A 24368-nucleotide genomic window follows, 5' to 3' on the forward strand; every position below is an offset into this window, starting at 1 on the left:
GCTCCGATGGTGCCTAACGCGCGACCGAGACCGACGCCCGGACCGTGCGATCCTCGGTCAGGCAGCGCAGGAGCTCCTCGGCCAGGTCGGCGCGCGGGATGAGACGGCCGCCGGCCACGTTCTGGTTGATCGCCGTACGGTAGCGGCCGGTGTGCCCGGCGTCGGTGAGCCGGGGCGGGCACACGATCGTCCAGTCCAGATCGGTGGCGCGCACAACCTCCTCCATGCGGCCCATGTCGGCGTAGGCGTGTCTGAACACCCGGCCGACCAGCGGCTTGACCGCCGAGCGGACGAACCAGCCGTCCTGGTCGTCGATGTGCATGCCGCTGTTGCTGACCACCGCCAGCCGGCGGATGCCCTGTTGCTGCATGGCCGCGACGATCGCCCGGGCGCTGTCGGCGCACACGGTCGTCGGGCCCCGGCCACGCGGCCCGATCGCCGAGATCACCGCGTCGCGACCGGCCACCGCCGGACCGAGGACCGCCGGGTCCCGGACGTCGGCCTGGACGATACGCAGTTCCGGCGCCTCGAACGTCAGCCGGGCGGGGTCGCGGACGACGGCCGTCACCTCGTGCCCGCCGGCGCATGCCTGCCGCACCACCTGCGTACCCGTGCCGCCGGAGGCCCCGAAAACAGTGAGTCTCATAGTTCTCCCTCGTGGTTGGTAAGCACTTACTAACCGCTATGGTCAGTGAGTACTCACTTAGTTGTCAAGGAGCCGGATTGAGCACCCGCGACCGCATCGTCACCGCCGCCGCCGAGGTCATCCGCGACCGCGGTCTGGCCCGGGCGACCACCAAGGAGATCGCCCGGGCGGCCGGTCTGTCCGAGGCTGCGCTCTACAAGCACTTCCGCGACAAGACCGACATCTTTCTCGCGGTGCTCGGCGAACGCGGCCCGACGACGCTCGTCACGGTCCTCGCCGGACTGCCCGGGCGGGCCGGCCGCGAGCCGGTGGAGACGGTGCTGCGCGAGGTGGTGCTCGCCGCCGCCGACTTCTACGACCAGGCGTTCCCGATGGCCGCCTCGCTCTTTTCCGAGCCCGCCCTGCTCGCCGCGCACCGCAGGGTGCTGCGCGAGCGCGGCGCCGGGCCACAGGTCCCCGGGCAGGCGCTGGGCGCCTACCTCGAAGCGGAGCAGCAGTTCGGCCGGCTCAACCCGGACGTCGACGCCATGGCCGCGGCGACCATGCTGCTGGGCGCCTGCCAGCATCGCGCGTTCCTCGGCCACTTCACCGAGGAGACGACAGATCTCGATGTCTTTGCGGCCGCGTTGGTCCATACTCTGACCTCGGGAATCAACCCGTGACGAAGAAAGGAGGGACTGCCGTGTTCAGCTCACCGGTGCCCAGGAGGCTTCGTTGTTGTACCGCACCATGGTCGAGACCGACCTCGATGAGATCCTGACCTGCCTGACCGAACCGTCCGTCAACACGACGACGCCCGAGCGCTTCGTCGCCTACCTGCGCGACGGCGGTTACCGTCGCGAGTGGACCTGGCTCGCCTTCGACGGCGACACCCCGGCCGGCCTCGCCGTCTGGTGGGGTTTCCCGGACGGCGAGCGGCCGCTCGCGCTCGACTGCCTGTGGGCCGCGCCCGCCGTCACCGACCCGGTCCCGATGTGGGCCGCGCTCATCCGGCAGGTGCCGCCACCCGTCGAGTACCACCTCTTCACCCTGCCCGCCCATCGCGACGACCCCGAGATCGCCGTCCGGCTGGCCGCGGCCGCCGAGGCCGGGCTCACCACCGTGACCGAGCGTTTCCGGTACGAGTGGACGAGCGCCCGCCCCCGGCCGCGGCGTTCGGCCCGGCTCACCTTCGCGCCCGCGTCCGACGAGGCGTTCGTGGACGCCTTCGAACAGATCTCGGCCGGCAGCCTCGACGTGGCCACCCGGGCCGGTGTGGCCCGGATCGGGGCCCGCGCCCAGGCCGTCGAGGACGTCGAGGACTACAAGTCGATGCGCGGCCCGCGCGACTGGTGGCGGCTCGCCTACGACCGGGCCGGCGCGCTCGTCGGCTGCGCCTTGCCGTCGGCCAACGACGGCGGCCCGGTGGTCGGTTACGTGGGGGTGCTGCCGTCCCACCGCGGTCACGGTTACGCCGACGACCTGCTCGCCGAGATCACCTGGATCCTGGCCGTCACCGGCGCCACCACGATCCGCGCCGACACCGACAGCACGAACGCGCCCATGGTGGCCTCGTTCGAGAGGCTCGGCTACGAGCGTTTCGCGCTGCGGGTGGTCGCTTCGTAGACGCCGGTCAGGCGAGGTAGCCGTTCTCGACCACGTGGGGAGCGGCTGCCTCGTACGGTGCCGGGTCGCTCGGCGCGAGGGTGCCGAGCGCGTCGACGTAGCGGTTGAACATGCTGAACGCGGCCGCGATGAGCACGGTGTCGTGGATCTCGGCGTCGCTCGCCCCGGCGTCGCGCGCGGCCGCGATCAGCTCGGGCGTCACGTCGTGGCCGCTGACCCGGGTGGCCGCCGCGATCGCCAGCAGCGCCCCCAGCTTCCCGGGCACGGCCGCTCCCGACGGGTCGTCACGCACCTGCTCGACGAGCGTCTTGTCATCCAGCTGGGCGGCCGCGAACGCGCCGTGCGAGTTGCGGCAGTAGGTGCAGTCGTTCAACCCGGAGACGTACGCGGCGATGAGCTCCCGCTCGCCCCGCCCGAGCGTGCTGGGCCCGCGCAGCAGCACCTCGGCCAGCTCCATCAACGGCCGGCCGGTGTCGGGCCGATACCGCAGCAGCCCGCGGATCCCCGGATTGACCGTCTCATCAAGACCCAGATCGATGTGCGCCATCCGATCATCCTGGCAGGATCTTGCCGCTCGGACGAACCCCCATCCGGCCCAGTCTGTTCGGTAGCCTCGCCCGGTGACCTATCCCCGGCGTGCCGCCCTGCTCACCCGGGTGCGCGAGATACACGACGTGACCCCGCACATGCGCGAGATCTCGCTGACCGGCCCCGACGTGCCCCACCTGCGCCTGCGGCCCGGGGCCCACGTGGTCGCGCGGATCCCCGGCGCCGAGGGTTATGCCCGGCGGGTCTATTCGATCTGGCGGCACGATCCCCGCACCGGTCTGCTGGTGCTGCGGGTCGCCCTGCACGACGCGGGCGGTCCGGGCTGCACCTGGGCCCGCGGGGTCGCGGTGGACGACCGGATCGGCGTCGAGCCACCCCGCACCAAGATCACCGTTGACGAGTCGGCCAAGTTCCACCTCTTCATCGGCGACGAGACCGGGGCCGTGCCGCTGCTGGCCATGCGGGCGGCACTGCACCGCTCCTCTCGGGGCGCCGCTGTGGTGCACGGCGTCTTCGAGGCCTCGTCGCCCGAGGACGAGGTGCCCGACGTCGACGGCGTGCCGCCGCTGCCGTGGGTGCATCGCGGCCGGTCCTCGGCGGTGGCGTCGCCGGTGCTGCTGCGCGCGGTCCAGGATCTCGAGCTGCCCACGACCGGTGGGGCGGCCTACATCGCCGCCGAGAGCGACACGTGCCGCCTGCTCCAGCGCCACCTGATCGAGCAGCGCGGCTGGTCGCGCCACGCCATCCGCGTCCAGCAGCAGTGGGCCGCGGACCGTCCCGGCTTCGGCGCCGGCCGCGACTGACCGTGCCCCACACCCACGACCTGACCTTCGCCGGCGCCATCCTGACCAAGCGCTACACGTCCTGGGACCGCGGCGAGCACGTCCGCGAGTGGACGGTGCTCCAGCAGATCCATCGGGACGCTCCGGGTCTGGCGCCCCGGCCGGTGAGTGCGGACCTTGCGTCGAGACCGCCGGCCGTCACCATGTCGGTCGTCCCCGGTGCTCCGTTGACCGCCACCGTGCCCACCGCGCCGGTGGCGGCGGCGATCGGGGAGCTCTGGAGGGTGTCGCACGACGAACCGTGGCGCGACGATCTGGCCTTCGCCCGCCGGCTGACCGACGGTCCGCGCCCGCCGGGCGGGATCCTCGCCGAGGCCCATGACGCCGCCCGCGACTGGTGGCGTGGCCCGGACCCGGAGGTGCTGCGGCGCCCGCCGGCCGTGACGGTCCTCGGCCACCGCGATCCGAACCTCGACAACTACCTGTGGGACGGTCACCGGGTCCGCATCGTCGACTTCGAGGACGCCACCACGTCCGATCCCGCCACCGAGCTGGCCATCCTGATGGAACACCGGTCGTGGCGGGAGGTCGACACCGGGCCGCTCCGGGCGTTGCTCGCCGTCGACGAACAGCGGTTGGCGGCGGCCCGGCGGCTGTGGGCGATGTTCTGGCTCTGGCTGCTCCGGCCGGGTGGGCGCTCGGCCGCCCGCAACCATCCGGGCGTGGGGGAGGAGCAAGCCCGGCGGCTGCTCGATCTGCTCTGAGCCCAGCGCTTCGCGCGGACCAGCCGCTCAGGCTGCGACGATCTGCTGTGAGCCGCCGCTCAGGCCGCGACGATCTGCTTTGAGCCGCCGCTCAGGCCGCGACGATCTGCTTTGAGCCGCCGCTCGGGCCGCGACGATCTGCTTTGAGCCGCCGCTCAGGCCGCGGCGAGCAGCGGGTCGGCCAGGAGGGCGGCGAAGCCGAGGTCGGCCGCGCCGAGCAGGGTGGCGTCGCCGGCCAGGGCGGACAGGCGCAGGGCGGCCCGCTCGCGCGAGACCGGCATCGCGTGCCGGGTGATCCGGGCGGCGACCTGGGGGGCCGCGGCCTCGTAGACGTCGCGGAGCATGCCGCCGAAGATGACCACGCCCGGGTTGAACAGGTTGATCAGGTTGGCCACGCCGATGCCCAGCCAGTCGCCGACCTCGGCTGTCGCGGCCGCGGCGGTGCGGTCGCCGGCCAGGGCGTCGCGGACCACGGCGCGGACGGCGGCGGGGCCGGGCGTACGACCGGCCGCGGCCAGCAACGCGTACTCGCCGGTCTCGGCCTCCAGGCAGCCCTGCGAGCCGCACAGGCACGGCCGGCCGTCGACCGGGTTGACCAGCATGTGCCCGACCTCGCAGCCGTAACCGCCGTCGCCGCCGAGCAGGCGGCCACCGACCAGGATGCCGCCGCCCACGCCGACGTCGCCGTGCAGGTAGATCAGGTCGGGGACCCCGACGCCGGCTCCCCGCTCGTATTCGGCCAGGGCGCCCAGGTGGGCCTCGTTGCCCACCGACACCGGCAGCCCCAGGTCGAGGGCCTTGGCCAGCTCGGTGCCGAAGGCCTGGTCGACCCAGCCCAGCTCGGGGCCGTAGCGGACCATGCCGTCGCCGGGGCGGACCATGCCGCAGTAGGACGCGCCGAGGCCCACGCAGGTCGCCTCGGGGGCGATCAGCGATCGGCCCATCGAGACCAGTTTCCGGACGACCGTGTCGAGGTCGACACCGAGGCGGCTGCGGGATGCCGACCGCCGGTCGAGGACGCGGCCGCCCAGCCCGACCCGCGCCGCGGTCAGCCGGTCCACGGCCACGTCGAAGGCCAGCACGTAGACCTCGGGCGACGGCCGCACCACCAGCGACGGCCGCCCGGCCCCGGTGGTGCCGGCCGGGGGCTCCTCGGTGACCAGGCCGGCCGCCGCCAGCTCGGCGGTCAGGGCCAGGATCGTGCTGCGGTTGACTCCCATCCGCTCGGCCAGCACGGCGCGCGACAGCGGCCCGCTCACATGGACATGGTGGAGCAGGGTCCCGAGGCTCGATCGGTGCCGGTGCATCTCACCGGACATCAAACGCGCCCCGGACCCCGGTTGCCAAGGGGCCTGCCTCAGGAAGGCCGGACCGGGGCGGCCCGCCAGATGCGTTCGAGGTAGTCGGTGACCGTCCGGTCGGAGGAGAAGAACCCGCTGTGCGCGGCGTTCAGGATCGACATCCGCGTCCACCGCTCCTGGTCCCGCCAGGCCGCCGCCACCTCGTCCTGGGTGTCGACGTAGGCCCGGTAGTCGGCCAGCGTCAGATAATCGTCGCGGTCGAGCAGCGACCGGGCCACGTTCTGCCCGACCCCGCCGAACGCGCCCGACAGGATCGCGTCGATCGCCGCGCGCAGCTCGGGGTCCGACTCGTAGTACGAGCGCGGCTGGTAGGGCCCGGCCCGCAACGCGAGAGCCTGCGCGGCGTCCAGCCCGAACAGGAAGAAGTTGCCGGCGCCGACCCGGTCGCGGATCTCGACGTTGGCCCCGTCGAGGGTGCCGATGGTGAGCGCCCCGTTCAGCGCCAGCTTCATGTTGCCCGTGCCCGAGGCCTCCTTGCCGGCCATCGAGATCTGCTCGCTCAGGTCGGCGGCCGGGATGATCTTCTCGGCCAGCGTCACGTTGTAGTTCGGCGGGAACGCCACCCGCAGCAGACCCGAGGCGGCCGGGTCGGCCGCGATCGTCGCCGACACCGCGTTGATCAGGTGGATGATCTCTTTGGCGGCGCGGTAGGCCGGCGCCGCCTTGCCGCCGAACAGGACCGTGCGCGGCACGCCGAACCGGCCCGGGTCGGACTTCAGCCGGTGGTAGAGCGTGATGATGTGCAGGAGTTTGAGCTGCTGGCGCTTGTACTCGTGGAACCGCTTGATCATGACGTCGAGCAGCGCGCCCGGGTCGCCCAGGCCGAGCGCCGCCTTGGCCCGCCGCTTCTCCGAGCGCCACTGCGACCGGAACGAGGCGTCCTCGGCCAGCGGCACCAGGCCTTCCAGCAGCGACAGGTCGCGCAGCCAGTCCTCCGAGCCCAGGCCCGAGGTGATCAGCGTCGACAGCCCGGGGTTGGCCAGCCGCACGAACCGGCGCGGCGACACCCCGTTCGTGACGTTGCGGAACCGGTCCGGCCACAGCGTCGCGAAGTCGTGGAACGTGGTCGAGGTGAGCAGCTCGGAGTGCAGCTCGGCCACGCCGTTGACCGCGAACGTGCCGGTGACGGCGAGGTTGGCCATCCGCACGCGGCGCTCCGGCTCCTCCTGGATCAGCGACATCCGGCGTACGCGATCGAGGTCGCCGGGGAAACGGGACCGGACCTCGGCCAGCAGGCCCTCGTTGATCTGATAGATGATCTCGAGGTGCCGGGGCAGCAGGTGGCCCAGCATGGCCACCGGCCAGGTCTCCAGCGCCTCGGGCAGCAGGGTGTGGCACGTGTAGGCGAAGGTCTGCCGCACGATCGACCAGGCCTGGTCCCAGTCGAGTTGCTCCTCGTCGACCAGCAGCCGCATCAGCTCCGGGATGGCCAGCGTGGGATGCGTGTCGTTGAGCTGGACGACCGCCTTGGCCGAGAAGTCGGCCCAGTCGTGGTTGCGGAACCGGAACCGCCGGATGATGTCGCGCAGCGAGCACGACACCAGGAAGTACTGCTGTTTGAGGCGCAACTCGCGGCCCGACTCGGTGCTGTCGTCGGGGTAGAGCACCTTGCTGATGTTCTCGGCCCGCACGGCCTGGTCGACCGCCTCGACGTACTGACCGGCCGAGAAGCGGGACAGGTCGAACGACGCCTCGGTGGCGCGGGCCCGCCACAACCGGATGAAGTTGACCGTCTCGGTGCCGTAACCGGGGACCAGCAGGTGACTCGGCTCGCCGTCGACGACCTCACCGGGCACCCAGCCCTCGGGCCCGACGTGGCCGTAGAAGCCGACCCGGTTGCGGTCGTCCGGGGCCGGGAACTCCCACGGGTCGCCCTGGAAGGCCCAGTCGTCGGGCTTCTCGACCTGCTCGCCGTTCTCGAACGACTGCTTGAAGATGCCCAGGTCGTACCGGATGCCGTAGCCCACCGCGGGGATGTCCAGGGTGGCCAGCGAGTCGAGCAGGCAGGCGGCGAGCCGGCCGAGGCCGCCGTTGCCCAGGCCCGGCTCGACGTCGAGCGCGGCCACCTCGGCCGGGTCGAAGCCCAGCGACTTGAGCGCGGCCGGGGCGAGGTCGGTGGTGCCGCTGTAGAGCAGGTTCTGTTCCAGCTGCGGGCCGAGCAGATACTCCGCCGAGAGGTAGTAGACCCAGCGCGGGTTGCTGTCGTACTGCGCCGCCGCCGTCTTCACCCGGCGGGCGGCCAGCCGGTCGCGCACGGTCAGGGCGAGAGTCTCGTACGCGTCCTGCGCGCTCGCCGACTCGACGGTCGTGCCGCGGCGGTAGTACAGGTTGCTGAGCAGATCCTGTTCGAACTCGGCCGGGGTGCTCCCGAGCGGCCGCAGCCCGTTGCGAAGGTCCATCCCCGCACCCTGCCGCACCCGGGTGTCCGGCAACAGTCGGCTGCGCTACTTCTCGACAAAGCTCACAGCCGGTGACCCCGCGACCCCGGCCAGCACGACCCGGTCGCGACCGGCGTCCTTGGCCGCGTACAGGGCCTGGTCGGCCGCGAGCACGAGCTCGTCGGCGTCGGTGCCGGCGGCCGGCAGGCCGGCCACCCCGACCGAGACGGTCACCCGGTGCGAGCGGTCCCGGCCGACCGGGATCGGGGCGACGGCGACCGCCAGGCGGATCCGCTCGGCGATCAAGGTGGCCGCCTCGAGGTCCGCGCCCGGCAGCAGGACGGCGAACTCCTCCCCGCCGTAGCGCGCCACCAGGTCGCCGGGCCGGATGACGGCGGTGAGCCGCTGGGCCAGGGCGACCAGCACGCGGTCGCCGCCGTTGTGCCCGTACGTGTCGTTGACGGTCTTGAAGTGGTCGAGGTCGAGCAGCAGCACGCTGACCTCGCGCCCGGACCGGATCGCCCGCGCTGTCTCGGCGTGCAGGGCCTGCTCGAAGAAGCGCCGGCTGCGCAGCCCGGTGAGCCCGTCGGTGATGGCCGTGTGCCGCTGGGCCCGCACGAGCCCGCCCATGCGGGCCAGCACGAGCAGGAACAGCACGATGCAGACGACGCCGGCGAGCACGATGTGCGGGGTGACGCCGCGCAGGAACTGCACGATCATGATGGTCGGCGCGAGCACGGCGGCGACGGCCAGCACGGCCAGCCGGCCCGTGGTGGCCTCCGGCGCCGCCGCCGCCGAGCGGGTCACCAGGTGCGGCGCGCCCGGGTGCAGCATCGCCGCGGCGAGCAGGAACGACGCGGTCATCCAGAGCACGTCCAGGAAGTTGCCGGGCCGGTAGGTGCCGTTGAGGATCTGCACGCTGTAGATCGTGTCGGCCACCAGCACCAGGGCGAGGTAGCCGCCGATCAGCCGCAGGGAAGCCGTCCGCGACCCGGCGCCGAGCACGAGGCGGGCGCCCGCGGTGATCAGCATGATGTCGCCGACCGGGTAGGCCACGGACACCAGCGTGGCGATGTTCCGCGAGCTGACCACGACGGTCGGCACGATGACGAACTCGAAGATCAGGTAGCCGACGCTGACCGCCACGACGGCCGCGTCGATCCCGCTGGCCAGGTCCGACCCCGGTGTACGCCGCCGCACCGCGAGCAGCAAGGCCAGGGCGAGGAAGAAGTACGAGCACAGGTAGCCGGCGTCGGCCACGCTGGGATAGTCGACCTCCCCGTCGATCAGTGCCAGGAAGTAGAAGGTCACGTCCCCGAAGATCGAGGCGATCGCCGAGGCGGCCACCAGCAGCGCCAGGCCGGCCATCGCCGGGTGCCGCCGGGCGGCGAGCGCCGCACACAGCGCGACCGTGCCGTTGGCGCTGGTGTAGAGCGCCACCTGGGCGCCCGCCCACGAGGTGCCGAGCGTGAGCACCAGGTAGTAGGCCGCGATGAGGGCGAGCCCGCCGACGAGCAGAGCCTGCCATCCGGCGGTCCGCACGTTGGCCACCTGTTGATGATGGAACGGCCCGCGGTCTCCCGGGCCGCAAACCGGGTTCCTGGATGAATCGGTTTCCGTTTCCTGCTCGCCCGGAGGCCGGTCCGGCGGAGCTCCGACGATGAACGGACCGTTTCCTGATCGTTGACACGGCGTCACGAGATCGACCAGGATGACTTCATGTCGCGTATCTGGGAGCGCTCCCGCGCAGTGGCCGTGATCGGGGCGGCCGTATTGGTGGCGGCGGGGGCCGCCGCGCCGGCCGCCAGCGCCGCCGAGGTCGAGCAGGTGGTGAACGGCGGCTTCGACAACGGCACGGATCCGTTCTGGGCCAACGCGGGCATGACGCTCGCGCTGACCGACGGGCAGGCGTGTGCCGACGTGCCCGGTGGCACGGCCAACAAGTGGGACGCGATCGTCGGGCAGAACGACATCGACCTGGTCGCGGGGGAGACCTACCGCTTCGCGTTCGACGCGAGTGGTGACCCGGCCGGGCGCGGGGTGCGAGCGGTGGTCGGGCTCGCGGTCGACCCGTACGACACGTACTTCGAACAGTCCCCGGCGCTGGGCGGGACGCAGCACTATGAGTGGACGTTCACCGCCGGCGCGACCACCGCGCAGGGGCAGGTCGCGTTCCAGCTGGGCGGCAGCCCGGAGCCGTGGAGGTTCTGCGTGGACAACGTGTCGCTCGTGGGTGGTGTGCCGCCCGAGGTCTACGAGCCGGACACCGGTCCCCGCGTGCGGGTCAACCAGGTCGCGTACCTGCCCAAGGGCCCGAAGGCCGCGACCCTGGTGACCACCGCGACCACCGCCCTGCCCTGGCAGCTCGCCGACAAGGCCGGCAAGGTGGTCGCCCGCGGCACCAGCACCCCGCGCGGCATCGACGTGTCCTCCGGCCAGAACGTGCACACCATCGACTTCTCGAAGCTGAACCGCAAGGGCGCCGGATACACGCTGACCGCCGACGGTGAGACCAGCCGCCCGTTCGACATCGGCACCGAGGCGTACGAGAAGCTCCGGACCGATGCCCTGAAGTTCTACTACACCCAGCGCAGCGGGATCGCGATCGACGAGGCGCTGCGCCCCGGCTACGGGCGTCCGGCCGGTCACGTCGACGTCGCGCCCAACCAGGGCGACGGGAACGTGCCGTGCCAGGCCGGAGTCTGCGACTACCGGCTCGACGTGCGCGGCGGCTGGTACGACGCGGGTGACCACGGCAAGTACGTCGTCAACGGCGGCATCTCGGTGTGGGAGCTGCTCAACGCGTACGAGAGGTCGCCCGGCCTCAAGAGGGTCGGCCTGGCCATCCCGGAGAGCGCCAACCGCACCCCCGACGTGCTCAACGAGGTGCGCTGGGAGCTCGACTTCCTGCTCCGCATGCAGGTGCCCGCCGGTCAGCCGTACGCCGGCATGGCCCACCACAAGATCCACGACCAGGCCTGGACCGGGCTGCCGCTGCTGCCGCACCTCGACCCGCAGCCGCGCGAACTGCACCCGGTGTCCACCGCGGCCACGCTCAACCTGGCCGCCACCGCCGCCCAGGCCGCCCGCGTCTACAAGAAGTACGACCCGGCCTTCGCCCGGCAGGCGCTGGCTGCGGCCCGGACCGCTTACACGGCGGCCAAGGCCAACCCGGCACTGTTCGCCCCGGAGTCCGACGGCGTCGGTGGCGGCGCCTACAACGACGCCAAGGTCACCGACGACTTCTACTGGGCCGCGGCCGAGCTCTTCCTCACCACGGGGGAGAGGCAGTACCAGGCGGATGTGCTCTCGTCGCCCGAGCACACCGCCGACGTGTTCGGCGCCGGCGCCTTCGATTGGGGCAACACCGCCGCAGCGGGCCGCCTCGATCTGGCGCTGGTGCCGAACCGGCTGCCCGGCCTGGCCGCCGTCAAGGCGTCCGTGGTCGCCGGAGCCGACAAATACCTGGCCATCCAGCGGCAGCACCCCTACGGCGTCCCGTACGCCCCGGCCGGCAACACCTGGGACTGGGGCTCCAACAGCACGATCCTCAACAACATGGTCGTCATCGCGATGGCGCACCGGCTGACCGGCCGCGACCGCTACCGGGACGGCGTGCTGACCGGCCTCGACTACCTGTTCGGCCGCAACGCGCTCAACATCTCCTATGTGACCGGCTACGGCGAGGTCAGCTCGCACAACCAGCACAGCCGCTGGTATGCCAAGCAGCTCGACCCGGCCCTGCCCAACCCGCCGGTGGGCACGCTGGCCGGCGGGGCCAACTCGTCGATCCAGGACCCGTACGCCCAGAGCAAGCTCACCGGGTGCGTCGGCCAGTTCTGCTACATCGACGACATCCAGTCGTGGTCGACCAACGAGCTGACCATCAACTGGAACGCGCCACTGGCGTCGATCGCGGCCTACGTCGCGGAGCTGTAAACCCCTCGCCTCGGCGGTGCGGGTGAGTCTACGGTGACGGAATGTCCGCCGAAGCCGCCCGCGCCGCCGAGATCCTGAGCCAGCTCGCCACCCCGTTGCGGTTGCGGGCGTTCGCCGAGCTCGTCCACCGGGGCACCGAGGGGGCCTCCATCGCCGAGCTGGCCTACACGATCGACGTTCCGGTGCAGACGGCCGGCGAGACGCTGGCCCGGCTGGTCGGCGCCGGGCTGGCCAGCGGCACGGGTAACGGCATCTACCGCGCCGCGCCCGGGATCCTGCGTGAGACCGCGCTGGCGCTCGACCGTGAGCAGCCGATCAACCTGCTGCTGGGTGACTATCCCCCGTTGCGGGGCAACTTCACGCACGGGCGGCTGACGACGATGCCGCCGACGCTCAGTGAGCGCTACACGATGCTCGGGGAGCTGCTGGCCCGGTTCCTGGCGCTCGAGGGCCTGCACGACGAGCAGACCATCAACCGCCGGCTGTCCGCCGTGACCGACGACGTGGCCGCGGTGCGGCGCATGCTCGTCGAGACCGGCTGGCTGGAGCGCGACCAGGCCGGCACGACCTATGGCGCGGGCCGTCCGGTGCCGCGGCAGGCGCCGGTGATTTGAACCGTCGCCCCCGGGTAACGGTGAAGGTCATGGCGCTTCCGATCGAGGACTACGCGATCATCGCGGACACGCAGACCGCGGCGCTGGTCAGCCGCAACGGATCCATCGACTGGCTGTGCGTCCCACGCTTCGACTCCGGTGCCATCTTCGCCGACCTGCTGGGCGACGAGGAGAACGGCCACTGGACGATCGCGCCGGCCGGCTCGTTCAGCAGCCGCCGGCGCTACCGCGACGAGACCCTGGTGCTCGAGACCGAGTTCGAGACCGGCGACGGCGTGGTCCGGCTGATCGACTTCATGCCGCCCCGCGACGGGGCCCCGGCCGTCGTCCGGATCGTCGAGGGCGTGCGCGGCGAAGTGCCGATGAGCATGGTGCTGCGACTGCGGTTCGACTACGGCCACGTCGTCCCCTGGGTCTATCAGGAGCAGGGCGACCTGGTCGCGGTGGCCGGCCCCGACGCGGTCTGGTTGCGGACGCCGGCCGAGACACGCGGCGAGAACATGGCCACCCGGGCCGATTTCACCGTCCGCGCCGGCGACCGGGTCCCGTTCGTGCTCACCTGGCGCCCGTCCCACCTGACCCGCCCCGAGCCGCTCGACGCCGTGCACCAGCTGGGTGTCACCGAGGGCTACTGGCGCGGCTGGATCTCGGCCTGCACCTACGAGGGCGAGTGGCGCGACGCGGTGGTGCGCTCCCTGCTGACGCTCAAGGCCCTGACCTACGCCCCCACCGGCGGGATCGTCGCGGCGGCCACCACCAGCCTGCCCGAGAAGCTGGGCGGCGTCCGCAACTGGGATTACCGCTTCTGCTGGCTGCGCGACGCCACGATCACCCTGCAATCGCTGCTTTACAGCGGATTCCAGTCCGAGGCCACCGCCTGGCGCAAATGGCTCCTGCGGGCGATCGCCGGCAACCCCGCGGAGCTGCAGATCATGTACGGGGTGGCCGGCGAGCGCCGCCTCGACGAGTACATCGCCCACTGGCTCACCGGCTACGACGGCAACCCGGTCCGGATCGGCAACGCCGCCGCCGAGCAGTTCCAGCTCGACGTGTACGGCGAGGTCATGGACGCCCTGCACCAGGGCCGCCGGGCCGGGTTGAAGGCGGACGACCCGTCCTGGGGCCTGCAGGTCAAGCTGATGGAGTTCGTCGAGGAGCACTGGCGCGATCCGGACGAGGGGATCTGGGAGGTCCGCGGCGGCTCCAAGCAGTTCGTCCACTCCAAGCTGATGGCCTGGGTGGCCGCCGACCGGGCGGTCAAGGCGGTCGAGGAGTTCGGCCTGCAGGGCCCGGTCGAGCGCTGGGTGGCCCTGCGCGAGGAGATCCGCGAGGAGATCCTGACCCGCGGCTACGACGCCTCCCGCCAGACGTTCACCCAGTTCTACGGCTCGGCCGAGCTGGACGCGTCGTTGCTGATGGTCCCGCTGGTCGGCTTCCTACCGGCCAGCGACGAGCGGGTGGCCGGCACGGTGGCCGCGATCGAGCGCGAGCTGCTGGTCGACGGCTTCGTGCAGCGCTACACCCAGCACCACGACACCGATGTGGACGGTCTGCCCCCGGGCGAGGGTGCCTTCCTGGCCTGCACGTTCTGGCTGGCCGACAACTACGCCCTGATGGGCCGCCACGACGAGGCCCGCGAGACCTTCGCCCGCCTGCTGGCGCTGCGCAACGACGTCGGGCTGCTCTCGGAGGAGTACGACACCGAGGCCGGCCGCCTGGTCGGCAACTTCCCGCAGGCCTTCAGCCACGTCCCCCTGATCGACACGGCCCGCACGCTGACCGCGGCCCTGGCCCCCAGCGAGGCGAGGGCCACCGAAGGTCTGCGCTGAGGTGTTCGCACCTCGGGGGTCCTCATCGCGCCCGACGGGCGCTCCGCGTGGAGACCGGGGCCCACTAAGCTGCGATCATGACAACCCTCGCTGACCGCACCATCGCGGCCCTGCGCGCCGAGCACGACGGCCTCGTGTCGGCGCTCGGCGCCTTCACGCCCGACCAGCTCACCGGCCCGTCCGGCGCCTCGGACTGGACCGTCGCGCAGGTCTACTCCCACCTGGGCAGCGGTGCCGAGATCGCGCTGGCCGCCTTCCGGGCCGAGCTCGGCGAGGCGGAGACGCCCGGGCCCGATTTCAACCAGAGCGTGTGGGACCGGTGGAACGCCCTGAGCGCCGAGGCGCAGGCCGCCGGCTGGCGGACGTCGGACGAGGCGCTGGTGGCCGCGTTCGAGGCCCTGACGCCGGAGCAGCGCGAGACGGTGACGGTCAACCCGGGCTTCCTGCCGCAGCCGATCCCGCTGGCGTCGTTCGCCGGCATGCGGCTCAACGAGGTCGCCCAGCACAGCTGGGACATCCGCGTCGCCGCCGACCCGGCGGCCGGGCTCACCAGCGACTCGGCGGACCTGCTGGCCGAGCACCTCAGCGGTGGCCTGGGCTTCCTGCTCGGCTTCATCGCCAAGCCGGACGCCGTCGCCGAGCCGGTCGTCGCCGAGATCGCCGGCACGCCCTATCGCATCGAGATCGGCGACGACATCCGCCTGACCACCGAGCCGTCCACCGCCACCGCCACCTTCGACGGGCCGCTGGAGTCGGCGATGCGGCTGCTGGCCGGCCGCCTGACCGCGCCGTGGACCCCGGCCGCGGTCAAGGTGACCGGCAACGTCACCCTCGACGACCTGCGGGCCGCGTTCCCCGGGTTCTGACCTCGTCCGCGGATCGGGCGCCGGCGACCGGCGCCGGATCCGGGGCACAGCCACACAGGAACGGGGAACATGCCGTCGAATCGGATCGCGACCAAGCGCTACGGCGGCCCGGCCGAGATCGCCGGGTTCGCCGGCGTTTTCGGCGTCCTGGTGATCATCGCCGCCGGCGTCCTTTTCTCCTCGGCCCACCTCCTGTCGGACGGTTGCGTCGCCGGTTCCGGGCAGGTGCTCTGCCCGATCGACGGCCCGGACTGGTCGCGGCCGCTGCCCGCGGCGGCCATCCTGCTGGGCCTGGTGGCCGGTCTCGTCGGTGTGGCGGCCGGCCGGCCGATCCGCAAGCCCGCCCTCGTCGCCGGGTACGTGCTGGTCGCGGTGGGTCTGGCCCTCAGCCTGCTGATCGGCTGAGCGCGAGGCTCAGACGTCCCGGCCCGTCGCGGCGGCTGTCCGCAGGTGTTCGCGACGGGCGTCCGGTGAGGTGCCGCCCAGGACCTGGAACACGGTGCCGGCCGCCCGCGAGCCGATGCGGTCGGTGACCATCGTGGTGCGCATGGCCGGGAGGACGCCGCTCGCGTTCAGCTCCGCTGCGGTGTAGCCCGCTGTGCACAGCACGACGGCCTTGCGCGTGCGGACCGGCGGGTCGGCGTGGTGGGCGAAGCCGGCGGTCACCCGGCCCGGAAGGCGGCGAGGACCTCGCGGGTGAAGCTCGGCCCGGCCGGATGCGCGTAGACGATGTGCACGTGAGCCACGCCGCCATTGTGCGGGTCGGCCGGGCCGGCGGATTCTGTCGTACCCGGCACGTAGGTTGTCGGCATGACGGAGACCGCCCTCACCGAAGCCGACTTCACCGCCGCCGTCGGCCAGGCGCAGGCCGCCGCCAAGTCGTATTACGACACCGGCGACGTGCTGATGACCGACGCCGACTACGACGCCCTGCTCGACCGCATCGCCGGGGCGAAGCAGGCGCACCCCGAGTGGGACGACCGCGGGCTGACCACCCAGGTGGCGGCGGGCGTCTCCGGTGGTGGCGACGTCCGGCACCCGGTACCGATGATGTCCCTCGGCAAGATCAACGGCGACGACGGCGTCCGGGGTTTCGTCGCCACCCTCGGCGGCGAGCCCTGCCTGGTCGAGGTCAAGCTCGACGGGCTCGCGATCCGGGTGGAATACCGGGCGGGCCGGCTCACCCTGGCCGCCCTGCGCGGCGACGGCAGCACCGGCGAGGACGTCACCGCCCAGGTCCTGCGCGGCGTCGCCGGCCTGCCCGCCCGGCTCCGCAGCGGGTGGACGGGGGAGGTCCGCGGCGAGGTCTACATGACCGTCAGCGACTTCGAGGCGGCCGGCGCCAACCGGGTGGCGGCCGGCGGCAAGCCGTTCATCAACTCGCGCGGTGCGGTCGCCGGCTCGATCCGCACCGTCGACCGGGCCTATGAGGCACCGATGACGTTCGCGGCCTACGACCTCTCCGGCGAGTTCGCCTCCCACCGCGAGCGGATGGCCCACGCGGCCGAGCTGGGCTTCTCCGTGGCCGGGCGGCTCGCCACCGGCGAGATCCAGGTCGCGGCCGACGCCGACGCCGCGCTGGCCGCCATCGCGGGCATCGGCGAGCTGCGCCGCAGCCTCGAGTTCCCGATCGACGGCGCGGTGCTCACCGCCGACCTCGAGTCGACCCGCCGCCGGCTGGGCTCCGGCAGCCGCACACCGCACTGGGCCGCCGCGTTCAAATACCCGGCCGACACCGGCTCCACCGTGCTGCGCGACATCGAGGTCCGGGTCGGGCGGACCGGGCGCATCTCGCTGCGGGCCGTGCTCGACCCGGTCTTCGTCGACGGCACCACCATTTCGTACGCGACCTTGCACAACCCCAAGTTCGTCGAGGATCAGGGTCTCGCCATCGGCCAGACCGTCGCCGTGTGGCGGGCCGGCGACGTGATCCCGCGGGTGACCGCGCCGATCGGCGAGCAGCCGCACGGCCTCACCCCGTGGACGCCACCCGAGACCTGCCCCCAGTGCGGCGAGCCGTGGGACAAATCGAGCCTGCTCTGGCGCTGCCACACCGCGTCGTGCAGCGCCACCAACGCCCTGGAGTATTGGTGCAGCCGCGAGGCCATGGACGTCGAGGGCGCCGGTGAGGCGCTCTGCGTCGCCCTGGTCAGCACCGGCCTGGCCAACGACGTCGCCGACCTCTACGCGCTCACCGAGGACCAGCTGGCCGAGCTGCCGGTCGGCACCACCAAGGCCGGCGGCGTCGTCCTGCTCGGCAAGCTCAACGCGGCCAAGGTCGTGGCGTCGCTCGAGCGCAGCAAGGGCCAGCCGTTCAACCGGGTCATCACCGGCCTCGGCATCCGGATGACCGGCCGCAGTGTCGGCCGCTGGCTGGCCGCCCGCTTCAAGACCATGGACGCGTTGCGCGCGGCCACCGTCGAGGAGATCGCCGAGATCGACAAGATGGGCCTGATCAAGGCGCAGCACGTGGTCGACGGCCTCGCCGCCATGGCCAGCGTCATCGACCGGCTGGCCGCCGCCGGCGTCACCATGAGCGTCCCCGAAACCGAGGGCGACAAGCCCCTGGAGGGCCGGACCTACGTGGTCAGCGGCAGCGTCCCCGGTTACACCCGCACCACCGTGAGCGAGCGCATCGAGCAACTGGGCGGCCGGGCCACCGGCAGCGTCTCCGCCACCACCACCGCCCTGGTCACCGCCGAGACCACCACGACCAAGGCCATCAAGGCGGCCAAGCTCGGCATCCCCATCATCGACCCGGCCGAGTTCGCCGAGCTGCTCGCGGGCTAGCGCTACTGCAAGGCGCCCAGGCCCTGCAGGATCTGGACGACGTCGGCCAGGAAGGCGGTGCCGCCGGTGGCGATCGCGGTTCGGCTCGGCGGCCCCTCCCGATCGCCGGCGGAGGCTCGGCCACCGGTCCGCGTTCCCGCATCCGCCCGAGCCAGGTGCGGGACGAAGGCGCTCATCGGAGTGGCCTTCAGCGTCACCTCGGCGGCTTCGCGGGCGGCGACGGCCTCGTCGAGGTCCTGTTCCGCCGCGCGGAGCTCGGCCTGCCGGACGATCAGTTGCTCATCCCGGACGACGCCGGGGATCTGCGCCCGGACGGCGCCGTCCAGATGCCGCCAGTGATCGTCGAGCTCCGCGTCGGCCAGCGGGGCACGGGATGCGAGCAGCTCGAGAAAGGCCTCCCGGTCGGCCCGGTCGGTCAGGCCGACCAGGCGCGGCAGGTCATCCGGTGAGCGGTCGAGGTGGCTGAGGGCGGCGGTCAGTGCGTCCGCCATCATCGTGGCCAGGTGAGGGTTGTCGGTCACCGGTTCCAACAGCCAGGTCTTGCTCAACCGGCGGACCGTCACATGAAAGGTACGGGCGGCCGAGGCGAGCTCCGGATCGGTCAGCAGGGCACGCAGCGTGTCCGTGCCGAGATGGTCGCCGCCGGCACGCAGTGCGGCCGCGGCCACGGTGTGCCGATCGTCCTCGGTCAGCTTCGCCGCCCATCCGAAGACCTCGCGCGGAGCCGACGGGAACCTGGCGAGGATCCGGTCGGCGCGGCCCAGACCGGCGATGCCGCGGCGAACGGCGGAGCTCATGTCGTCCGCGTGTTCCAGGCGTTCCAAGACCTCGACACTCCGACGGGCGTTTCGCAAGTCTTGTTCGCGGCCCGCCACGGCGTCCGCGGCCTCCCGCGCCCGCTCGGCGGCCCGCAGGAACGCCTGCGTGCCGGGCTCAGCAACGTAGGTGGCGATCGCGTCCTTGAGGGTGGACCACGCCGTTTCCTCGTCGGCCAGGGAGATGACAGCACAACTGTCGTCATCCGACGCGGCCGGGTCGTCCATCGCGACGATGCACGGCAGATAGGAACGGCTGAGCCCGAGGTGAGCGGCGAACTTCAAACTCCACTGCGGGTCGGCCTGATAGAACGCGGCGGCGGGAATCGAGCCCGTCCCGAACCGTTTGGCGACGGCCTGGGTCACCTCCCGTCCACCCGAGGTGGTTTCGGGGAGCTCGATCGTCGGGCCGCCCCTTGCCGGCGGGCGTCTCGACACGGTCCGCGAGCCCGTGTGCAACCGGCCGGACGGATCGTTGCGGCCGTGCAGCACCGCCCGGTCGAGCAGCACGAGGAAGGCCAGCGCTTCACTCGTCTCGACGTCGACCGCCGCGCCGAACTTCTCGAGGAATCGCACCGCGGGCCCGTCGACCGACCGGGCGAGGTAGATCAGATAGCCGCAGTACGGGTGCCCCAGCATCGTCTTCGGCCGGTCGAGGACCCGCCGCAGGGCATCCGCATCCGGGATGAACACGCCGTACATGGGCCGAGTCCAGGTGCCGTCGAGGCGGCCTGCGCCCACCGGTTGTCCGTGCCAGGATGATCGCGTGCCGTACGGATACATCGCCTCCATGAAGACCAAGCCGGGTCACCGCGACGAGGTGGCCGCCATCCTCACCGGTGGTGCTGACGGGCTGCGGGCGGCCGGCTGCCACCTCTACCTGGTGGGCCTGGCCGAGACCGACGACGTGACCATCTGGGTGACCGAGGTCTGGGAGTCCAAGGAACGCCACGACGCCTCGCTGCGGTTGCCGGCCACCCGGGCCGCGATCGCCCGGGCCATGCCCATGCTGACCGGCGAGTTCACCGGCCAGGAGACGGCCATCGCCGGCGGTCTCGGGCTGGGCCTGAGCTGATGGACGCCGACCAGCAGCGGCTGCTGACCCTGGCCAAGCAGCTGCGCGACGCCGCCGAGGCGGCCGGGCGGGCCGATGTGGTGGCGCAGGTCGACGACGTGATCCTGCTGCTGGCGCACGCCGAGCCGCCGGCCGGCGAGACCAAGACCAACGTCGTCCTGCGCATTCTCGACGGGCTCGGTTTCTGAGCGGGCCCGAGTCCTCATGATCAGCTATAGGCATCGATCGCGCCGGGGCTTACGATCACGGAAACGGCCGGAGACGGCAGCGGAGTCCGTCTGATCTGCAAAAAGATTGTCGCCGGGTGGATGCCTTGCGGACGCCTGCTGTCAAGCAAGCACTTTCATGATCACCCAGCGCGTCCCGATCCGGGGCGCGCAGAGGGAGGAACAACGGTGCGTCCCATTACCCGCACGATCGCCATCACTGTGGCGGTCACCACCATAGCCGCCGTGACGGCCTGCTCGCCGCCCGAGAAGGAGACCGCTTCCTCGGGTTCGGGCGCGGCGACCGCCGCCAGCGCGGCCGACCTGGGCGGCATCGACAAGCTGGTCGAGGCGGCCAAGGCCGAGGGCCAGCTCAATGTGATCGCGCTGCCGCCGACCTGGGCGAACTACGGCGAGATCATCAAGGCCTTCGGTGACAAGTACAGCATCAAGGTGAACTCGGCCCAGCCGGACGGCTCGAGCCAGGACGAGATCAACGCGGCCAACCAGCTCAAGGGCCAGGGTGGCGCGCCGGACGTGTTCGACCTCGGTGCCACGGTCGCGACGGCCAACGTCGCCATGTTCGCGCCGTACAAGGTCGAGAAGCACGCCGAGATCCCGGAGGACCTGAAGGACCCGGGCGGCGCCTGGACGAACGACTACGGCGGCTACATGTCGGTCGGCTACGACAGCGCCAAGGTGCCCGCCCCGACCAGCCTGGCCGACCTGCTCAAGCCGGAGTACAAGGGCAAGGTCGCGCTCAACGGCGACCCGACCCAGGCCGGTTCCGCGTTCGGCGCCGTGCAGGCCGCCTCGCTCGGCAACGGCGGCACGGTCGAGGACATCAAGCCCGGTGTCGACTATTTCGGCAAGCTCAAGAAGGCCGGCAACCTGCTGCCCGTCGACCCCGACTCGGCCAGCATCCAGTCCGGTCAGACCCCGGTCGTCTTCGACTGGGACTACCTGAACGCGGCCGAGGCCACCAAGCTCAAGACCTGGAAGACCTTCGTCCCCAGCGGTGCGGTCCTCGGCTCGTACTATGTGCAGGCCATCAACAAGGACGCTCCGCACCCGGCCGCCGCGCGGCTGTGGCAGGAGTTCCTCTACTCCGACGAGGGCCAGAACCTGTGGCTCAAGGGTGGCGCCCGTCCGGTGCGGGCCGAGGCCATGGAGAAGGCCGGCACCATCGACAAGGCCGCGTTCGCCGCGCTGCCCAAGATCGACGGCGAACCGGTGATCCCGACCGAGGCCCAGAACACCAAGGCCAAAGAGATCCTGGCGTCGGACTGGGCCAAGGCCATTGGCTGAGGTCGTCGCGGCCGTCCCGCAGCGCGTGGCCAAGCGGCCGCGCCTGCGGGGCATCACCGCCCTGCTCGGCACGGTGCCGTTCTTCGCGTACGTGACGATCTTCCTGATCATCCCGACGCTGGTCGTGGTGCTCGGCGCGTTCGCCGGTAACGAGGGCGGTGTCAGCCTCGACAGCGTCAAGGCGCTCGGGAATTCCTACATCCTGGACGCCTTCGGCCGCAGCATCGCGCTCTCGGCCATCAGTGCGCTCGTCGGTGCGGTCCTGGGAGCCCTTCTGGCGTACGCCTTGGTGACCGCCAAGCCGGATGGCGTGCTGCGCCGGGTGGTGACCGCGGCGGCCGGCGTGCTCGCCCAGTTCGGCGGGGTCACCCTGGCGTTCGCCTTCCTGGCGACCATCGGCCTGTCCGGCTTCGTCACCGTCTGGCTGCAGGACACGTTCTCCATCAACCTGTACGAGAACGGCGTGTGGCTGTTCGAGCTGCCGGGGCTGACGCTCGTCTACACGTACTTCCAGATCCCGCTGATGGTGATCGTCTTCCTGCCCGCCCTGGACGGCATCCGGCCCCAGTGGCGCGAGGCGACCGAGAGCCTGGGCGGCACCACCTGGCAATACTGGACCCGGGTGGCCGGGCCGCTGCTGGCCCCGGCGTTCCTGGGATCGGCGCTCCTGCTGTTCGCCAACAGCTTCTCCGCGTACGCCACCGCGGCCGCCCTGGTGAGCCAGGGGAGCCCGCTCGTGCCGTTGCAGATCCGCGGCGCCCTCACCAGTGAGGTGCTCCTGGGACAGCAGAACGTCGGCAAGGCGATGGCACTGGGCATGGTCGTCGTCGTGTCCGTCGTGATGACGCTGTACACCCTGCTGCAGAAACGGACGTCCAAATGGCTGGGGTGATCGCCCGCCGCGCGCGCAAGCAGCGCGTGTTCCGGTGGACGGTTCTGACCGTTCTCGGCGTCTTCTTCGTGCTGCCGCTGATCGCCATGGTCGAATTCTCGACGCGTGACTCGACGACGTGGCCGGCGCTGGTCGACTGGCCCGAGCTGAGCGAGCGCTATCCGGCGCTGGCCGAGGGCATCACGTCGTCGCTGTCGCAGGCGGCACTCACCGCCCTGCTGATGCTCTTCCTGCTCGTACCGACGGCCGTCTGGGTTCGTCTGCGGCTGCCGCGCCTGCGGCGCGTGATCGAGTTCCTGTGCCTGCTGCCGTTGACGATCCCGGCCATCGTGCTGGTCGTCGGGCTGGCGCCGGTCTACGCCTGGGTCACGTACTTCTTCGGCGGCTCGTCGCTGACGCTCGTCTTCGCGTACACGATCCTGGTCCTGCCGTACGCCTATCGCGCGATCGACGCCGGGCTGTCCGCGATCGACGTCCGGACGCTGGCCGAGGCCGCCCGCAGTCTGGGCGCCGGCTGGGGCACGGTGATGTGGCGGGTCGTGCTGCCCAACATCCGCTCGGCGGTGCTGTCGGCGGCGTTCCTGACGGTGGCGCTGGTCCTCGGCGAGTTCACCATCGCGTCGCTGCTCAACCGGACCAACCTGCAGGTCGCCATCAACTTCCTGGGCAAGAGCAGCGCGACCATGTCGGTGGCGGTGTCGCTGACCGCGCTGCTTCTCGCCTTCGTCCTGCTGCTCCTGCTGTCCCTGCTGGGCGGACGCCGTCGTTCTGCCACCGCCGTCGCCCCGGCGGCCCCCGCGGCGCCTGCCGCCTCTGTCGCTTCGAAGGAGCCTGCCGCATGACCGGCGTCGCCGTACAACTCCACGGGCTGCGCCGGACGTTCGGCACCGTGCACGCCCTCGACAACCTCGACCTGGCGATCGAGCCCGGCGAGTTCATCGCGCTGCTCGGCCCGTCCGGTTGCGGCAAGACGACGGCGCTGCGCGTGCTGGCCGGCCTCGAGGACGCCGACAGCGGCCGGGTCCTGGTCGGCGGCAAGGACGTGACCGCGCTGCCGGCCAACCGGCGCGACATGGGCATGGTGTTCCAGGCGTACAGCTTGTTCCCGCACCTGACCGCGCTGGCCAACGTGTCGTTCGGGTTGTCGCTGCGCGGCCGGGGGAAATCGCTCGCCCGCGCCCAGGAGATGCTCGAGCTGGTCGGCATCGCCGCGTTCGCCGACCGTTACCCCCACCAGCTCTCCGGCGGTCAGCAGCAGCGGGTCGCGCTGGCCCGGGCACTCGCCATCGAGCCGAGCGTGCTGCTGCTCGACGAGCCGCTGTCGGCGCTCGACGCGAAGGTGCGGGTGCAGCTGCGCGACGAGATCCGCCGGATCCAGACCGAGGTCGGCACGACGACGCTGTTCGTCACGCACGACCAGGAGGAGGCGCTGGCGGTGGCCGACCGGGTGGGCGTGATGCGGGCCGGGAAGCTCGAGCAGCTGGCCGCGCCGGCCGACATCTACCTGACCCCGGCGACGCCGTTCGTGGCCGAGTTCGTCGGCCTGAGCAACCGCCTGCCCGGCACCGTCGTGGGCAACGAGGTCGAGGTGCTGGGCACCCGGCTCCCGCTGCTGTCGCCGTCCTCCACGGCGTCGGTCACTGCCCTCGTACGCCCGGAGTCCGTGCAGGTCACCCCGGAGACCGACGGCGAGGGACGGGTGCTGACGACCAGCTTCCTGGGCCCGATCAGCAAGGTCACGATCACGGTCGGCGACGTCCTGGTGGTCGCGCAGGTGGCCACCGACCGGCTCCCGTCGCTGACCCCGGGCACTCCCGTACGCGTATCGCTGCAGCCCGTCCCGGTCGCGCTCGCCTGACCGCCGGCCGGTGTCGCGGTTTCCCGTGGCACCGGCCGCTCCCGGCCGCACCCGCCCGCTCCCGGCCGCATCCGCCCGTTCCCGGCCGCAC

General features: G+C 71.8%; 24 protein-coding genes. 16 read left to right on the top strand and 8 right to left on the bottom strand.

Annotated features, from left to right (window positions below):
* Nucleotides 1–13: 13 nt before the first annotated feature.
* Nucleotides 14–646 (bottom strand): NAD(P)-dependent oxidoreductase, encoded by a 633-nt coding sequence (locus NAG42_RS29030; RefSeq protein WP_250035002.1) that lies wholly within the window; start codon nucleotides 644–646, stop codon nucleotides 14–16.
* A gap of 77 nt (nucleotides 647–723) precedes the next feature.
* Here NAG42_RS29030 and NAG42_RS29035 point away from each other — a divergent pair, with 77 nt between their 5' ends.
* Both NAG42_RS29035 and NAG42_RS29040 read left to right on the top strand, forming a co-directional pair.
* Nucleotides 724–1308 carry a TetR/AcrR family transcriptional regulator gene (locus NAG42_RS29035; RefSeq protein WP_250035005.1) on the top strand — a complete coding sequence of 195 codons (585 nt, stop codon included), beginning with the start codon at nucleotides 724–726 and terminating at the stop codon, nucleotides 1306–1308.
* A 52-nt stretch (nucleotides 1309–1360) separates the two neighbouring features.
* Complete coding sequence (locus NAG42_RS29040) at nucleotides 1361–2251, top strand: GNAT family N-acetyltransferase (protein WP_250035007.1); 891 nt, start codon at nucleotides 1361–1363, stop codon at nucleotides 2249–2251.
* Nucleotides 2252–2258: 7 nt separating this feature from the next.
* Here NAG42_RS29040 and NAG42_RS29045 read toward each other — a convergent pair whose 3' ends face one another.
* A complete protein-coding gene (locus NAG42_RS29045) occupies nucleotides 2259–2798 on the bottom strand; it encodes a carboxymuconolactone decarboxylase family protein (RefSeq protein WP_250035009.1) in 540 nt (179 codons plus the stop codon).
* 73 nt (nucleotides 2799–2871) lie between these two features.
* Between NAG42_RS29045 and NAG42_RS29050 the strand changes: the two genes are divergently transcribed.
* Together NAG42_RS29050 and NAG42_RS29055 are read left to right on the top strand one after the other, a co-directional pair.
* Complete coding sequence (locus NAG42_RS29050; RefSeq protein ID WP_250035011.1) at nucleotides 2872–3603, top strand: siderophore-interacting protein; 732 nt, start codon at nucleotides 2872–2874, stop codon at nucleotides 3601–3603.
* 2 nt (nucleotides 3604–3605) lie between these two features.
* Nucleotides 3606–4346: a phosphotransferase gene (locus NAG42_RS29055; protein ID WP_250035012.1), complete on the top strand. Its 741-nt coding sequence runs from the start codon at nucleotides 3606–3608 to the stop codon at nucleotides 4344–4346.
* Between the two features lie 155 nt (nucleotides 4347–4501).
* On the opposite strand, the gene NAG42_RS29060 is transcribed toward NAG42_RS29055, so the two are convergent.
* The 3 genes from NAG42_RS29060 to NAG42_RS45100 are packed head-to-tail and all read right to left on the bottom strand — an operon-like array spanning nucleotide 4502 to nucleotide 9636.
* Entirely contained in the window at nucleotides 4502–5653 is a 1152-nt protein-coding gene (locus NAG42_RS29060) for an ROK family protein (RefSeq protein ID WP_250035111.1), read from the bottom strand.
* A 50-nt stretch (nucleotides 5654–5703) separates the two neighbouring features.
* Entirely contained in the window at nucleotides 5704–8106 is a 2403-nt protein-coding gene (locus tag NAG42_RS29065; RefSeq protein WP_250035013.1) for a glycogen/starch/alpha-glucan phosphorylase, read from the bottom strand.
* 45 nt (nucleotides 8107–8151) lie between these two features.
* On the bottom strand, nucleotides 8152–9636 hold the full coding sequence (locus NAG42_RS45100; RefSeq protein WP_250035014.1) for a GGDEF domain-containing protein: 1485 nt from the start codon (nucleotides 9634–9636) through the stop codon (nucleotides 8152–8154).
* 168 nt (nucleotides 9637–9804) lie between these two features.
* On the opposite strand from NAG42_RS45100, the gene NAG42_RS29075 reads away from it, so the two are divergent.
* The 5 genes from NAG42_RS29075 to NAG42_RS29095 all read left to right on the top strand — a co-directional run bounded on the left by NAG42_RS29075 (nucleotide 9805) and on the right by NAG42_RS29095 (nucleotide 15738).
* Nucleotides 9805–12024 (top strand): glycoside hydrolase family 9 protein, encoded by a 2220-nt coding sequence (locus NAG42_RS29075; RefSeq protein ID WP_250035016.1) that lies wholly within the window; start codon nucleotides 9805–9807, stop codon nucleotides 12022–12024.
* Between the two features lie 41 nt (nucleotides 12025–12065).
* Nucleotides 12066–12638 (top strand): DUF2087 domain-containing protein, encoded by a 573-nt coding sequence (locus NAG42_RS29080; RefSeq protein WP_250035017.1) that lies wholly within the window; start codon nucleotides 12066–12068, stop codon nucleotides 12636–12638.
* Between the two features lie 29 nt (nucleotides 12639–12667).
* The gene (locus tag NAG42_RS29085) at nucleotides 12668–14467 is read left to right on the top strand and encodes a glycoside hydrolase family 15 protein (RefSeq protein ID WP_250035018.1); all 1800 of its coding nucleotides are present in this window, start codon (nucleotides 12668–12670) and stop codon (nucleotides 14465–14467) included.
* Between the two features lie 77 nt (nucleotides 14468–14544).
* Complete coding sequence (locus tag NAG42_RS29090; RefSeq protein ID WP_250035019.1) at nucleotides 14545–15333, top strand: maleylpyruvate isomerase family mycothiol-dependent enzyme; 789 nt, start codon at nucleotides 14545–14547, stop codon at nucleotides 15331–15333.
* Nucleotides 15334–15402: 69 nt separating this feature from the next.
* The gene (locus NAG42_RS29095; protein WP_250035020.1) at nucleotides 15403–15738 is read left to right on the top strand and encodes a hypothetical protein; all 336 of its coding nucleotides are present in this window, start codon (nucleotides 15403–15405) and stop codon (nucleotides 15736–15738) included.
* Nucleotides 15739–15747: 9 nt separating this feature from the next.
* Here the strand turns inward: NAG42_RS29095 and NAG42_RS29100 are convergent, their stop codons facing one another.
* Both NAG42_RS29100 and NAG42_RS29105 read right to left on the bottom strand, forming a co-directional pair.
* The gene (locus tag NAG42_RS29100; protein ID WP_250035022.1) at nucleotides 15748–15999 is read right to left on the bottom strand and encodes a hypothetical protein; all 252 of its coding nucleotides are present in this window, start codon (nucleotides 15997–15999) and stop codon (nucleotides 15748–15750) included.
* Nucleotides 15996–16145, bottom strand: coding sequence for a hypothetical protein (locus NAG42_RS29105; protein WP_250035023.1), 150 nt, complete (start codon nucleotides 16143–16145; stop codon nucleotides 15996–15998). The genes NAG42_RS29100 and NAG42_RS29105 overlap by 4 nt, the downstream gene beginning before the upstream one ends.
* Between NAG42_RS29105 and ligA the strand changes: the two genes are divergently transcribed.
* The gene (gene ligA / locus NAG42_RS29110) at nucleotides 16144–18123 is read left to right on the top strand and encodes an NAD-dependent DNA ligase LigA (protein ID WP_250035024.1); all 1980 of its coding nucleotides are present in this window, start codon (nucleotides 16144–16146) and stop codon (nucleotides 18121–18123) included. The two genes, NAG42_RS29105 and ligA, sit on opposite strands and share 2 nt — an antisense overlap.
* Before the next feature lie 2 nt (nucleotides 18124–18125).
* On the opposite strand, the gene NAG42_RS29115 is transcribed toward ligA, so the two are convergent.
* Nucleotides 18126–19679 carry a hypothetical protein gene (locus tag NAG42_RS29115; RefSeq protein WP_250035026.1) on the bottom strand — a complete coding sequence of 518 codons (1554 nt, stop codon included), beginning with the start codon at nucleotides 19677–19679 and terminating at the stop codon, nucleotides 18126–18128.
* A gap of 25 nt (nucleotides 19680–19704) precedes the next feature.
* Here NAG42_RS29115 and NAG42_RS29120 point away from each other — a divergent pair, with 25 nt between their 5' ends.
* The 6 genes from NAG42_RS29120 to NAG42_RS29145 all read left to right on the top strand — a co-directional run bounded on the left by NAG42_RS29120 (nucleotide 19705) and on the right by NAG42_RS29145 (nucleotide 24277).
* Nucleotides 19705–20013 (top strand): putative quinol monooxygenase, encoded by a 309-nt coding sequence (locus tag NAG42_RS29120; protein WP_250035027.1) that lies wholly within the window; start codon nucleotides 19705–19707, stop codon nucleotides 20011–20013.
* The gene (locus NAG42_RS29125; protein WP_250035028.1) at nucleotides 20013–20201 is read left to right on the top strand and encodes a hypothetical protein; all 189 of its coding nucleotides are present in this window, start codon (nucleotides 20013–20015) and stop codon (nucleotides 20199–20201) included. The genes NAG42_RS29120 and NAG42_RS29125 overlap by 1 nt, the downstream gene beginning before the upstream one ends.
* A 207-nt stretch (nucleotides 20202–20408) precedes the next feature.
* On the top strand, nucleotides 20409–21527 hold the full coding sequence (locus NAG42_RS29130; protein ID WP_250035030.1) for an ABC transporter substrate-binding protein: 1119 nt from the start codon (nucleotides 20409–20411) through the stop codon (nucleotides 21525–21527).
* A complete protein-coding gene (locus NAG42_RS29135) occupies nucleotides 21520–22419 on the top strand; it encodes an ABC transporter permease (RefSeq protein WP_250035032.1) in 900 nt (299 codons plus the stop codon). The genes NAG42_RS29130 and NAG42_RS29135 overlap by 8 nt, the downstream gene beginning before the upstream one ends.
* Nucleotides 22407–23261 carry an ABC transporter permease gene (locus NAG42_RS29140; RefSeq protein WP_250035034.1) on the top strand — a complete coding sequence of 285 codons (855 nt, stop codon included), beginning with the start codon at nucleotides 22407–22409 and terminating at the stop codon, nucleotides 23259–23261. Before NAG42_RS29135 ends, NAG42_RS29140 begins: the two co-directional genes overlap by 13 nt.
* Nucleotides 23258–24277, top strand: coding sequence for an ABC transporter ATP-binding protein (locus tag NAG42_RS29145; protein ID WP_250035036.1), 1020 nt, complete (start codon nucleotides 23258–23260; stop codon nucleotides 24275–24277). The genes NAG42_RS29140 and NAG42_RS29145 overlap by 4 nt, the downstream gene beginning before the upstream one ends.
* Nucleotides 24278–24368: the final 91 nt, after the last annotated feature.

Source organism: Paractinoplanes maris, assembly GCF_023544465.1.
Taxonomy (GTDB): Bacteria; Actinomycetota; Actinomycetes; order Mycobacteriales; family Micromonosporaceae; genus Actinoplanes; species Actinoplanes maris.